This window comes from Mesorhizobium japonicum MAFF 303099, assembly GCF_000009625.1.
Taxonomy (GTDB): domain Bacteria; phylum Pseudomonadota; class Alphaproteobacteria; order Rhizobiales; family Rhizobiaceae; genus Mesorhizobium; species Mesorhizobium japonicum.
This window is the reverse complement of sequence record NC_002678.2, coordinates 5,760,328-5,772,931: the sequence shown is the minus strand read 5'-3', so window position 1 is coordinate 5,772,931 and position 12,604 is coordinate 5,760,328. Positions and strand designations below refer to the sequence as shown.

The following is a 12,604-nucleotide window of genomic DNA, read 5'->3' as shown; positions in this document are numbered from 1 at the left end:
ATTACTTTTCAGAATTCATCACATAGAGGGCGCGCGAGCGCTCCAGATGCTTGATCATCGCCTTCTCGGCGCCATCGGCATCTTTCTTCTCGATGCGGCCGATGATCTCTTCGTGCTCGGTCAGCGTGAACTGTTCCTTGCCGGTCCAGATCAGCATTTCAGTATGATACTCCTTCAGCCAGCCCAGCATCGCCTCGCTGACGGCGACATAGATCGGGTTGCCCGATATCGCCGCGATCTGGGTGTGGAATTTCATGTCGGCGGAAATGAAAGCTTCGGAATCACCTCGCGCGGCACGCTGCTCGGCGACGGTTGCCTTGAGCCGCTGCACATCCTCGACGGTGGCCTTCTCGGCGGCTTCCCTGACCATGCCACGCTCGAAGAAGATGCGCGCGGTCTTGAGGTGCTCGAGCGTGTCCTTCGACGACGACAGGATGATCTTGGCCGCGCCATCGACCTGTTTGATGATCGACTTGGCGGTGAGCTGCAGCACCTTGGCCCGCTCGCCATGCGAGATGGCGACGAGGCCCATATTGCTCAGCGCCTGCATCGCCTCGCGGATGGCCGGCCGGCCAACCTCGAAGCGCTCCATCAATTCGCGCTCTGACGGCATGTCGTCGCCCGGCTGCAACTCGCCGCTGGTGATCAGGCGCTTCAGCCGCAAGAAGACCTCGTCGGAAAGCTTGCGCCGGACAATTGGTTCCGAACGGTTCATCGTCGCGAATCACTCCCTTGACCCGGCCCTATCTAACACCGCCGCCACAATTCGCGGAAATGCGGGCTTCGACCTCGCAAAACTTCCAGCGGGATATGTCTTGCAATACTTATGTACTCATTATACCAGATTTCGGACGCCGGTGAAACTTTTTCGAACGCCTGGGCTTGAGATAGCAGACCATGATCACCCTCACCTATCGCATCGAAACGTCTGAAAGCATCGAGGCCCTGGCGGCCAAGATCGCCAGCGACCAGTCGACTGGCACCTTCGTCGCGCTGCCTGGCGAAACCGAGGAACTGAAGGCCCGGGTGGCGGCGCGCGTCCTGGCGATCCGGCATCTACCCGACGCCGTGCAGCCCTCCATTCCGGAAGCCAGTAATGGCCCGTTCAAGCGCGCCGATGTCGACATCGCCTTTCCCTTCGACGCTATCGGCACAGACCTGTCAGCGCTGATGACCATCGCCATCGGCGGCACCTATTCGATCAAGGGCCTGTCGGGCATCCGCATCGTCGACATGAAGCTTCCTGATGACTATCGCGGCGCCCATCCCGGCCCGCAGTTCGGCGTTGCCGGCAGCCGCAAACTGACCGGCGTCGAGGGCCGCCCGATCATCGGCACCATCGTCAAGCCGGCACTGGGGCTGCGGCCGTACGAGACAGCCGAGATGGTCGGCGAATTGATCGCCGCCGGAGTCGATTTCATCAAGGACGACGAGAAGTTGATGAGCCCGGCCTATTCGCCGCTGGCCGAGCGGGTGAAGGCGATCATGCCGCTGGTCCGCGACCACGAGCAGAAGACCGGCAAGAAGGTGATGTATGCCTTCGGCATCTCGCATGCCGACCCGGACGAGATGATGCGCAACCATGATCTGGTGCTCAAGGCCGGCGGCAATTGCGCGGTCATCAACATCAACTCCATCGGCTTCGGCGGCATGGCTTACCTTCGGAAGCGATCGGGCCTGGTGCTGCACGCCCATCGCAACGGCTGGGACATCCTCACCCGCCACCCCGGCCTCGGCATGGATTTCAAGGTCTGGCAACAGTTCTGGCGATTGCTCGGCGTCGACCAGTTCCAGATCAACGGCATCGCCTCAAAATATTGGGAGCCGGATGCATCCTTCATCGAATCCTTCAAGGCAGTGACGACGCCGATCTTTTCGCCTGACGATTGCGCGCTGCCGGTCGCAGGTTCCGGCCAGTGGGGCGGGCAGGCGCCCGAGACCTACCAACGAACCGGCCGCACGGTGGATCTGCTTTATCTCTGCGGCGGTGGCATCGTCAGCCATCCGGACGGGCCAGGCGCCGGCGTGCGCGCCGTGCGGCAAGCCTGGCAAGCGGCGGTCGATGGCATCCCGCTGGCGAAATATGCCCGCAGCCATGCCGAGCTCGCGCGCTCGATCGAAAAGTTCGGCGACGGCAAGGCGGCGTGAGCGAAGTGATGCAGAACCTGATGCTTAGCTACTATGGCGACGACCTCACTGGCTCGACCGACGTCATGGAAGCGCTCGAGCTTGGCGGCGTGCCGACCGTGCTGTTCATGCGTCAACCCGACCAGCAGCTGCTAGCGCGGTTTGCGCATTGCCGCGCCGTGGGACTGGCTGGCACGAGCCGCAGCGAGACGCCGCAATGGATGGACGAAAATCTGGCGCCTGCCTTTAGATGGCTAAGAAGCCTCAAAGCGACGGTTTGCCATTACAAGATCTGCTCGACCTTCGATTCCAGCCCGGCAATCGGCAGCATTGGCCGCGCCATCGAGATCGGCCGGCGCGTCTTCGACCAGAAGAGCGTGCCGGTGGTTGTCGGGGCGCCTCAGCTCAAACGCTACACGGCATTTGGCAACCTCTTCGCGGCGTTTCGCGGCACCTATTTCCGTATCGACCGGCATCCGGTCATGAGCCGGCATCCGGTGACACCTATGAAGGAGGCTGATCTCCTCATCCACCTCCATCGCCAGACCGATCTCGGTTCTGGCCTTGTCGACCTGGCAGCGCTGCAGGCGAATGACCTTTCCCAGACGGTCGACCAGGCCTTGCAGGACAAGGAAATCGTCCTGTTCGACGTCGAAAGCCACCAGACGCAGAGGCGCGTCGGCGAACAGATCTGGCGGATTTGCGAACAAGGCAATGGTTTCGTCGTCGGATCCTCGGGCGTCGAATATGCGCTGCTCGCCGAATGGGCCGGCAAAGGCATCGCCGCGGGGCACGCGTCCTTCGCGCCGCCCGGTCCGGTGGACCGGCTCGCGGTGGTCTCGGGCAGTGTGTCGCCGACCACCGAGAAGCAGATCCGCTTCGCGCTCGCCCATGGGTTCGACGGCGTCCAGATCGATACCATGCAGCTGGTTTCGGACAGCGCCGGCGAGGCAATCGAACGTGCCGTAGCGAGCGGCCTGGCGAGTCTCACGGCAGGGCGCAGCGTCATCCTCTACACCGCCCTTGGTCCCCAGGCCGATCGCAGTGCCGAGATCGAGCATATTGAAGGTGCGCGAAACCGGCTCGGCCGGGCGCTCGGCGACATTCTGCGCCGGCTGGTCGTCGACCAGAAACTCCGGCGCGCGGTCATCGCCGGCGGAGACACCTCCAGCCATGCGCTGGGACAATTGTCCATCGACGCACTGACCGTGCGCATGCCACTGCCGCAATCACCGGGTTCGCCGCTCTGCCTTGCCCATGGCGGCGGCGAGGTCGACGGCCTCGAAATCGCGCTGAAGGGCGGCCAGGTCGGAACCGATCGCTATTTTGGCGCCATTCGCGACGGCCTCGGAGATTGACGGGATTGCCTAGCGGCAAATAACGCCACTGCGGCTCGCGCCGTTCCGGGGCAAAAGACGGGAAAACGCCGTGTGGTCAGCGCCGCGATGTCGCGCACGCCGCGGTTGATCACTAGCCCGGCAACGCCGGCGACCTCGACGGCAACTGTCAGCACCTCATCCCAGCAGCCCGCGACGAACCCCCGGTCGCGACGATGAACACGCTGCCGCGTGGCTGGCAAAACCACGCCTCGAACATCCCGGACGGGCCCATCGCAAACATCATCCGATACGGCTTCCCGACGCCGGATCGAAGAAATGCACTGCCGACTTTCGTACGGAAAGCATGACAGTCTCATCCGGCTTCAAAGTGACGCGTTCGCGCAGCACGCAGACGAGTTCATGGCCCGCCATTTCGACCGAAAGATGCGTCTCGGCGCCCGTCGGCTCGACGACGATCACCTTCGCCGCGGCGCCGGTTTCGCTGTCGATATGAATGTCCTCCGGACGCACGCCCAGCACGAGGCGCCGCCCTGCGGCGCCGGCGGGAATGGCTGACAGCGGGATGATTGATCCGTTGTCCAGTTCGAGGCCGGGATGCGGATCGTCGCGCACTGTTCCTTCGATGAAATTCATCGCCGGCGATCCAAGGAAGCCGGCGACGAACATGTTGACCGGCCGGTCATAGAGTTGGAGCGGGCTTCCAACCTGCTCGATCCTGCCGCCGTTGAGCACCACGATCTTGTCGGCCATCGTCATCGCCTCGATCTGGTCGTGGGTGACATACACGATGGTAGATTTGAGCCGCTGGTGCAGCGCCTTGATCTCGGTGCGCATCTGCACGCGCAGCTTGGCGTCGAGGTTGGACAGCGGTTCGTCGAACAGGAACACCTTGGGATCGCGCACGATGGCGCGGCCCATGGCGACCCGTTGGCGCTGGCCGCCGGACAACTGGCGCGGATAACGCGCGAGCAGCGGCTGCAGCCCCAGGATCGATGCCGCCGTATCTACCTTTTCCTTGATCTCGGCCTTCTTGGCGCCGGCGAGCTCGAGGGCGAAACCCATATTCTGCGCGACGGTCATCTGCGGATAGAGCGCATAGTTCTGGAACACCATGGCGATGTCCCGTTCCTTTGGCTGGAGATGGTTGACCACCCGCTCGCCGATCGAGATCTCTCCGCCCGAGATGGTTTCGAGCCCGGCGATCATGCGCAGCAGCGTCGATTTTCCACAGCCCGAAGGGCCGACCAGAATGACAAATTCACCGTCCTCGATGTCGACGCTGACCCCATGGATCACGGGGGTCGCACCATAGGACTTCTTCACGTCGACAATCTGGACAGAAGACATCTTGTAACCCCGTTTACTAGCGCCGTGGCCTGACGCGGATGGCTTGGTAGGGCTTGCCGGGTAACTCGACCCCGAAAGCAGCGTCCGCCTTGCCCCCGCGCACGACCGAGCCATGGCGTGTTGGATGCGGAATTGGCGCCGCCACTTTCGTGGCGGGCGTCACGGTCATCTTCCAGGCATCGATCACATCGACGTCGTAGTCGCCATCTTCGAGCGGTAGGCCGGTAGACCAGATGACCGGCTGATGCTCGCCGAGATAGATGTAGCGAAGATCGCCATCGCTGGCGCCGGAGACCCGGCTCCACGGCCAGGCACTGTTGTGGCCCATCGGCTCCAACCCATTGCTGACGTCCTCTTCGATGAGGTCGCGCAGGAAGCCGATCCGCTTCCACGCCTCGCCGTGAAGCCGGCCGCCCTTGGCCCACCAGATCAGATCCTGGGGGTGCATGTAGGTTTCGCCATGCCCGGCATAGCCGCCGCGCATGACGGTGAGCCAGAAGCGGTGCACCAGTTCTTCGGCGCTGATGTTGCCCCATGGGAAGACGATGTTGCCTTCATATTCGGGTTCATCGTTGACGACCGGCTTGCCGTAGGCGTCGCGCCATTCGGGCGTGCGTTTCACATCCCAGTTCTGGATGCAGACATGGCTGACCCATGGCTTGCGGTGGTCGAAATTCATCGACTGCTCGCCATTGTGGATCGATTTCAGATGTTGGTAGGGGTCGTTTTCCTCGAGGATATGGAAGTAGCGGTCCCACTGCGCCATCGGCTTGGTGTCGAGCAGGAAATCGTACTCGTTGGCCAGCGACCACCAGACGTTGCGGTAGGCGGCAAGCCGTGCGGCGAGGTAGGCGACATAGCGGAAATCCTGGGCCGCGCTCATGTTGGCGTAGCCCCAACGGTCATAGGGATGGAAGATGATGATGTCGGCTTCGATGCCGAGATCACGCAACGCGCCGACCTGCGCCTCGAAATGGCGGAACGCGACGGGGTTCGGCCGGTCGAAATCTTCCTTGCCGTCCGCCCCTGTCTCGAAGATCGCGTGCAGCGCCGCATTGGTGTTGAAGGGATAGTCCTTGGGGAAGACACCCATGCGCAGCTTGTTGAAGCGCGCTTTCTTCAAGGTCGCCAGCGTCTCGGCCTGCATGTCGAGCGGCTGGTGCGTCCAGGCATAGCAAGTGGTGCCGAATGGGAAGTAGGGCGTGCCGTCGGCGTAGGCGAAATGGAACTTGTTGCGCACGCGCACCGGACCGTGGTTGCCCGCCGATGGTGCCGTCGCCTCGAAGGCACCGCTCTTGCCCGCCAGCGACGGGATGTTGGAGTGCGTGACATAGCTCCAGCTGCCTTCATTGTCTGGCATGAAACGGATTCGGTAGGTGCCGTCGCCATCGTAAAAGCCTGAAACCGCGACGCTGCGGTTCGCTTGCGAAAAGCTGGCGGACAACTCGATCTCGACGAAGGGATTGCCGTCCGCGGGCCCCTTCAGTGCGATCTCGAATATGTCCCATTTCTCGACTGTCGTGCCGTCGGCCATGCGTGGTTCCTTGCGTTGCTATTCCTTGACCGCGCCTGAAGTCAGCCCCGAGACGAAGTAGCGCTGGAAGATGAGGTAGACGATCGCCGCCGGCAGCACCGTCATGACGATCGCCGCGTTGAGTTGGCCGTAGTCGCGGGCGAACTGGCTCTGGAACGACATCAGGCCGAGCGGCAACGTCCAGCGGTCCGGATCCTGCAAGATGACCAGCGCCATGGCGAACTCGTTCCAGGTGGCGACGAAGTCGAGGATCAGCAGCGCCGCAAGCACCGGCAGCGACACCGGCAGGAAAATGCGCCGGAACACGGTGAAATGCGACGCACCGTCGATAAGCGCCGCCTCGCTGAGCTCCTTAGGCACTTCCTTGAAGAAGCCATGCAGGATGAAGACCTGGTAAGGGACGCCGAAGGCGAGATAGGGCAGGATGATGCCGACATAGGTGTTGATCAGCCCGAAGCTGTTCACCTGCTTGAAGATCGGCGCCAGCATCACCTGGAACGGGATCATCGTGCCAAACACGATGGCAAGGAAGACCACCTTGTGTCCCCAGATCTGGATGCGGCTCAGCGAATAGGCGGCCATGGCCGATATCATCAGCCCGAGCGGCACCTTGATGATGGTGATGATGGTGCTGTTGACGACCGTTGTGCCGAAATCGCCGCGCCGCCAGGCATTGGTGAAATTCTCCCAGGCGAGGCTGGTGGGCGGCGAGAATGCGCCGGTCCCCATCACCGTGGCGTTCGATTTCAGCGACGTGAAGATGATGAAGATGAACGGAGCGATCCAGACCACGGCGACGATGATCAGCGCGATCCACAATGCCACCAGCAGCGGATCCACCCGCTCCGCGCCGGCCTGGCGAAAGGGGCTGGCCACGCCGCTCATTGATAGGCCTCCTGCCGCTTGAGCGTCCAGCGCAAATAGGGGATGACGATGGCAACGGTGATGAGCAAGAGCACGACGGAGATGGCGCTGCCACGGCCGAAGTCACCGAGTTGCATGGCTTGCGTATAGGCCCACATGGCGAGCATCTGCGTCGATTGCGCCGGCCCGCCGCCGGTCATCCCGTAGACGATGTCGAAGGCTTTCAGCGAGTTGATCAGCGACAGGATCAGGACGATGGTTATGGTGGGCCTCAGCGCCGGCAGCGTCACGTAGCGGAACAGCTGGAGGCGTCCTGCGCCATCGATGCGGGCGGCTTCGACCAGCGTCTGCGAAACCCCTTGCAGCCCGGCCAGGAACAACACCATCGAGAAGCCCGCGACCTCCCAGACATAGGCTATGAAGACCGAATAGAGCGCGACGTTGCGGTCGCCCAGCCAATCCTGGATCAGGTTGGGCCATCCGGCTGCGGAGAGCAAACTGTTGAACAACCCGAAGAAAGGGTCGAACATCCAGCGCCACATGGTTGCCACCGCGATCGGGGCGATGATCACAGGCATGTAGAACAGGGCGCGCAGCGGCGAGCGGCCAGGGATGTTCTGGTTCAGGCCGAGCGCCAACCCAAAGCCGATCAGCGGCGGGAAGATGACCGACAGGAACGTCCAGATCAGCGTGTTCTTCAAGGCGACCCAGAACACCGGATCGTCGTGCAGCACGTAGCGATAGTTGTCGAGCCCCACCCAATGCTTGTCGGCGTTCAGTCCATTCCATTTCATGAAGCTGAGCTGGATGACGTCGATCATCGGATAGAAGGCAAAGACTGCGTAGGCCAGCACCGCGGGCGCCAACAGCATCAGTCCCTGCAGGGTCGGATCCTGCAGTTTCCGGCCAAGCTGGCCTGACCGGGCTGGCATTCGCGCATGGCGATCGGCGGCGGAAATGTTCACAGCCATGTATCATCCCAGGAGCGGTGCAAGAGAATCGGCTGGCCGGCCCCGGCCTGTGGCTTGTCGGGGCCGGCCATCACGAGGTTCAATATCAGCTGCGATTGCCGATGAATTTCTGCAGCTCGGCCGCCGCAGCCTTGGGATCGAGATTGTCGCTGGCGACCTCGTTGATCACCCGGAAGTATTCGGTGGTGACGTCGAGCGGGAAGGCCTGGTCGCCATTGACGAACGTCGACGGGAATTTGCCGAAGATCTCGATCCATTTCTGGTCGAGCGGTTCGGTGCTCGTGTACTTGACGTTCTTGTTGACCGAGATCGAACCGAAATCGCCAAGGTGCTTTTGCTGCACGTCGGTGGATTCGAGATAGTTCAGGAATTTGGCGGCGATGTCGGGAACTTTGCTCTTGCTCGAAATGTAGTTGTACTCGGCGAAGCCGTAGAGGCGGTCAGTACCGGTCGGGAACGGGAAAAGGCCGAAATCCGCGGTGCGGTTTTCACCCTTGAGCTGCCCCACCAGCCAGTCGCCTTCAAGCATCATGGCGGCTCGATTGCCTAGGAAGAGATTGAACGATTGCGCCTGATCGATCCCCATGAACGGCTTCAGCGTGTAATTCGATGTCCATTTGTGGAACTCCTCGAAGGAGGCCGTGGCGCAGGCCTCCTCGGCCCAGCTCACTTTCATGCTCATCAGACGGTCATGCTTGTCGACCCCGCATTTGGTTTCCAGGATCATGTCCATGAGACGCATGACGTGCCAGTTGACGGTTCCGCCAAAGGTGATTGCCGGGATGCCGGCGGCCTTCAGCTTCTCGGCGTCCGCGACAAGTTCATCATAGGTCGCGGGGGCCGTGGTAATACCGGCCTTCTCGAACAGCGCCTTGTTGTAATAGAGCGCCTCGCCGTGGAATGTGTAGGGCACGCCGTGCCTGCCACCCTCATACTGCTTAGAGAAGGAAAGCGCCGGTGAGAGCAGTTCATCGTCCCATTTGTATTCGGCGTAGTATTTGTCGAGCGGCAGGCTGAGTCCCGCCTTGACGAATTCGCCGCCAAGGCCAAGGCCGCCCCACATGAAATAGATGTCCGGTCCCTGGTCGGAACCCGAGGCGACCCGTAGCGCCGACTTGTGTTCATCGGTGCCGCGGCCTTCCACCTTGATGGTGACACCAGGATTGGCAGCCTCGAATTCCTTGACGATGTCAGCCCATGCCTTGTTGGCGGAATCATTGGCGAAGGTCAGGGTCCAGACCTTGACCTCTTGCGCCGACGCCGCGCCAGCGACCACCGTGGCGATGGCGCCCAAAAGCGCTACGCGCCGAAGTTTCCTCGATGTTTGCATAGTCTCCTCCCTTGACCGTGTATCCGCATCCGCCGAACCTTAGCGGGAACCATCATCATGTCAACTGGTATGATGAGATGAAGAGCAGGATGTTTGGCCAGGGCATCGACGAAATCCGAGCGTTCCAGTTTAGGAACGGATCTTGATAGATGGCTGCGGCGCCTTGTGGAGAACTCGACAGGGACCTTGCCAGACTCAACGATACTTTATCGGCCGTGAGCTTTCCGCACATCTCCGCCGTCTCGAACCCGAACACGATCCCGACCAGTGGGTATGCGGCTTTGCGGCGGGCAATAGGCGGAAAGTCCGTCAAGAGCTCCGTCAAAGCCAATCTCTGCGTACCGATTGTCGCTGATTGTTCCTGGAAGGATCTATTTCAGGATGTTACGTCGCAGATTTGCGTGTTTTCGGTGGCGTTGAGTGGGTCTGAATCACTCCCACTCAATTGTTCAAACAGCGTATAACTCGTTGAAATTACTGTCAAATGACCTTTAGCAGTGTGCAAGTCCGACACCAGAACCGTCACAAAATCACGCTGTTGATTTTAAAGCGAAAATCGCTGCATAAAATATTCTGAGGTTTCACCAACAATCGAGACCATTCGGGCGATTTTTGCACTTTTCGGCTTTCGACGAGGTGTGTTCGTCGCCTCGAAAAGTACCGTCATCCTGCTTCAGATAGTGACATTTTTTCGCTGCAAGATAAATGGTTATGGTGGGCCCGGAGGGTCATCGTTTTCGACAAGAAGTCAATACGTAGCGGATGGTTCGCCAACCCCTCGTATTCTCTCGTATGGGCTAGCGAACCTAAGGACGATGAACGAGATTAATTCCGGGCTTGGGGATATAGCGGCATCTCGGATTTCGGGAGTATCGAGCAGAAATCGGAGTTGGAGCAGCTCCATCCGATTACGAACTCACGTCACCATTAGTTCACGCGTTGGTAGAGCCGCTTGCGCATCGATTCGGATGCCTTACTCGGTTGGGGTGATGCCGGTGTGCCGGCGAAACACCCGGCTGAAATGCCCGGCATTGCCGCAGCCGCAGCGATAGGCGATCTATTACATGAGGTCACGCGGTATGCGGGAATTGCGCTCGCGCTCAAACACCTTGCGGCCGGCCTCCAGTGCTTCAACCCGCTCCGTAACCACCCATTCGGTCGCCGTGCAGGAGAGATGCATGGTGCAATGGCTCTGCGTTCGCCAGCCTTCCCGCTCGGCACAGCACGTCCAGCGGATCTCTGCCGTCAGCGATAGCGGGTTATCGGGCGCTATCGACCATACCTCCTGCCGGATGTCGCGCGTGCACAAGCCGTTGCCCGGATGGCGGCTAAGACCTGTGTCCTCATGCACCCGATAGCGCGTCACGCCATTTTGCAGATCGCGTTCAACAGAGCGGTCCGACGATCCGTCTGTCAGGACTTCGTAACGGGGCAGAGGATCGGGATTGGATGGCTGCGGGATTTCGACCCTGCGATGCTCGCCAAGCAGCGGCAGTTCCAATCGGAGCGTGGCAAGATCGATCGTCAACGTCGCGTCGCAGGGCTGGGGCAGGATCGTCGGCCAATAGGCGCTCGACAAGGACAGACGCAGACGGTGGCCGGGCGCAAAACGGTAGCCGCACGCATCGAGCACCAACTCGATTTCGACCGTCTCGCCCGGCTTCAGAGGCTGTGGTTCGGCATTGCCGTTTCGATGCGCCAGGTTGAGCACACCGTAGCTGACGCGCGTCGCCGCACCGTCGGGATGGACGTCGACGAGCCTGACGGCGAGGTTGGCGAAGTTGGCATCACTGGAAAGCGACAGTTTTGCGAGCGGCTGGCCAAACACGACGCATTCCTCGGCAAGGACGGCGCTGTCGAAGGTGAGCGAGCCAGCATCGTCGACACGCTGGTCGCCGGCCGTTTCGGAATCCGGCCTGCGCGGGAAGAACTCTCCCGCAGCGGTGCCCGTATCCTGAGGAGAGTGCAGGAGAGCTTTCCCTTCAGCATGCGATGAAGTGCTCCGGGCGAGCCTGCCCGAAGCGTCCAAGGTAAAGGCGAGTGTGTCGGGGACGTCCCATCTGTCCATGGCAACCCAATAGCCCGGGTCGGTCTCGCGCCGGCGGCCGGGTCGCGGCCCGTCCAGGATATAGGCACGCAGCCTCGGCGCATGCTCCACCTTGTTGTCTTCTGCGCACAGCCAATGCCGCCACCATGAAATTGCCTCGGCATGAAAATCGACGCGGGGCTTCGGATCAGCAAAATGCGGATATTTGTGAACCCATGGACCGATCAGGCCCCAGGCCATTTCCGGCATCCCGGCGACCGCCTTCAAGGGCGTGTTACGGTAGCCGTCGGCCCATCCGGCAATCACCAGTGCGGGAACGGAAAAACCGTCAAAGTCCTCGCAGATCGAACCGTGACGCCAGAAGTCGTCGCGGCGTTGGTGGGACAGCCACTCCTCCATGAAGAACGGCTCGCCTTCCAGGCGCTCGAGCCACATGTCGCGCCAGCGTTCTCCGACGAGATCGGGATCGGGGGACCGCGACTGCAACGCAGTCATCGTCGCCGCCCATGACAGTTGCGCCGACAGGTGCGCGCCATTCTTGTAGTGGATGTCGTCATTGTAGCGGTCGACGGTGGACGACAGTGAAATCACGGCCTTGAGAGCAGGTGGTTTGAGAGCCGCGACCTGAAGCGCGTTGAACCCGCCCCAGGAAATTCCCATCATGCCGACATTGCCGTTCGACCAGTCCTGCGCAGCGATCCATTCGATAACCTCGACGGCGTCGGCTAGCTCGCGCGCGGTATATTCGCCATCGATCACGCCGTCGGATTCTCCGCAACCGCGAATGTCGACACGCACGCCCGCGATGCCGGCCGCGGCGAAGACCGGATAGGTGGACTCGTCACGCGCGGCGGTGCCGTTGCGTTTGCGATAAGGCAGGAATTCGAGCACAGCCGGCACCCCGCCAGGACCCGTTTCGGGCATCCAGATGCGCGCGGCGAGCCGGGTGCCGTCTTTCAGGACGATCCACTCATTTTCAATGACACGGACATTCCTGTTCGTCATGCGATCAACCACAAAACCTCCACGCGGTGGCAAGCACAC

The 12,604-nt window shown here is 61.2% G+C and carries 11 protein-coding genes; 2 read left to right on the top strand and 9 right to left on the bottom strand.

The window, feature by feature from the left end; genetic code table 11:
• Nucleotide 1: 1 nt before the first annotated feature.
• Nucleotides 2-715 (bottom strand): transcriptional regulator NanR, encoded by a 714-nt coding sequence (locus tag MAFF_RS28620; RefSeq protein ID WP_010914500.1) that lies wholly within the window; start codon nt 713-715, stop codon nt 2-4.
• Nucleotides 716-897: 182 nt separating this feature from the next.
• Here MAFF_RS28620 and oiaX point away from each other — a divergent pair, with 182 nt between their 5' ends.
• Together oiaX and MAFF_RS28610 are read left to right on the top strand one after the other, a co-directional pair.
• A complete protein-coding gene (oiaX, locus tag MAFF_RS28615) occupies nt 898-2,148 on the top strand; it encodes a 3-oxo-isoapionate-4-phosphate decarboxylase OiaX (protein WP_010914499.1) in 1,251 nt (416 codons plus the stop codon).
• 8 nt (nt 2,149-2,156) lie between these two features.
• Complete coding sequence (locus tag MAFF_RS28610; protein ID WP_044551471.1) at nt 2,157-3,485, top strand: four-carbon acid sugar kinase family protein; 1,329 nt, start codon at nt 2,157-2,159, stop codon at nt 3,483-3,485.
• On the opposite strand, the gene MAFF_RS38415 is transcribed toward MAFF_RS28610, so the two are convergent.
• The 8 genes from MAFF_RS38415 to MAFF_RS28575 form a co-directional block, all read right to left on the bottom strand.
• The gene (locus tag MAFF_RS38415; RefSeq protein WP_244420641.1) at nt 3,449-3,823 is read right to left on the bottom strand and encodes an RraA family protein; all 375 of its coding nucleotides are present in this window, start codon (nt 3,821-3,823) and stop codon (nt 3,449-3,451) included. The genes MAFF_RS28610 and MAFF_RS38415 overlap by 37 nt on opposite strands.
• Entirely contained in the window at nt 3,747-4,814 is a 1,068-nt protein-coding gene (locus tag MAFF_RS28605; RefSeq protein ID WP_044549520.1) for an ABC transporter ATP-binding protein, read from the bottom strand. Before MAFF_RS28605 ends, MAFF_RS38415 begins: the two co-directional genes overlap by 77 nt.
• 16 nt (nt 4,815-4,830) lie before the next feature.
• Nucleotides 4,831-6,348 (bottom strand): DUF5060 domain-containing protein, encoded by a 1,518-nt coding sequence (locus tag MAFF_RS28600; RefSeq protein ID WP_044549518.1) that lies wholly within the window; start codon nt 6,346-6,348, stop codon nt 4,831-4,833.
• Between the two features lie 18 nt (nt 6,349-6,366).
• Complete coding sequence (locus tag MAFF_RS28595) at nt 6,367-7,233, bottom strand: carbohydrate ABC transporter permease (protein WP_010914495.1); 867 nt, start codon at nt 7,231-7,233, stop codon at nt 6,367-6,369.
• Nucleotides 7,230-8,144 (bottom strand): carbohydrate ABC transporter permease, encoded by a 915-nt coding sequence (locus MAFF_RS28590; RefSeq protein WP_044551470.1) that lies wholly within the window; start codon nt 8,142-8,144, stop codon nt 7,230-7,232. Before MAFF_RS28590 ends, MAFF_RS28595 begins: the two co-directional genes overlap by 4 nt.
• Nucleotides 8,145-8,268: 124 nt before the next feature.
• On the bottom strand, nt 8,269-9,513 hold the full coding sequence (locus tag MAFF_RS28585; RefSeq protein WP_010914493.1) for an ABC transporter substrate-binding protein: 1,245 nt from the start codon (nt 9,511-9,513) through the stop codon (nt 8,269-8,271).
• A gap of 973 nt (nt 9,514-10,486) precedes the next feature.
• A complete protein-coding gene (locus MAFF_RS38410) occupies nt 10,487-10,570 on the bottom strand; it encodes an AraC family transcriptional regulator (RefSeq protein ID WP_080512115.1) in 84 nt (27 codons plus the stop codon).
• 3 nt (nt 10,571-10,573) lie between these two features.
• Entirely contained in the window at nt 10,574-12,565 is a 1,992-nt protein-coding gene (locus MAFF_RS28575) for a CocE/NonD family hydrolase (protein WP_010914492.1), read from the bottom strand.
• Nucleotides 12,566-12,604 lie beyond the last annotated feature (39 nt).

Coding starts and splice junctions, on each gene's coding strand:
- MAFF_RS28620 (WP_010914500.1), bottom strand. CDS start 715: ATGAACCGTTCGGAACCAATTGTCCGGCGCAAGCTTTCCGACGAGGTC.
- oiaX (WP_010914499.1), top strand. CDS start 898: ATGATCACCCTCACCTATCGCATCGAAACGTCTGAAAGCATCGAGGCC.
- MAFF_RS28610 (WP_044551471.1), top strand. CDS start 2,157: ATGCAGAACCTGATGCTTAGCTACTATGGCGACGACCTCACTGGCTCG.
- MAFF_RS38415 (WP_244420641.1), bottom strand. CDS start 3,823: ATGAGACTGTCATGCTTTCCGTACGAAAGTCGGCAGTGCATTTCTTCG.
- MAFF_RS28605 (WP_044549520.1), bottom strand. CDS start 4,814: ATGTCTTCTGTCCAGATTGTCGACGTGAAGAAGTCCTATGGTGCGACC.
- MAFF_RS28600 (WP_044549518.1), bottom strand. CDS start 6,348: ATGGCCGACGGCACGACAGTCGAGAAATGGGACATATTCGAGATCGCA.
- MAFF_RS28595 (WP_010914495.1), bottom strand. CDS start 7,233: ATGAGCGGCGTGGCCAGCCCCTTTCGCCAGGCCGGCGCGGAGCGGGTG.
- MAFF_RS28590 (WP_044551470.1), bottom strand. CDS start 8,144: ATGCCAGCCCGGTCAGGCCAGCTTGGCCGGAAACTGCAGGATCCGACC.
- MAFF_RS28585 (WP_010914493.1), bottom strand. CDS start 9,513: ATGCAAACATCGAGGAAACTTCGGCGCGTAGCGCTTTTGGGCGCCATC.
- MAFF_RS28575 (WP_010914492.1), bottom strand. CDS start 12,565: ATGACGAACAGGAATGTCCGTGTCATTGAAAATGAGTGGATCGTCCTG.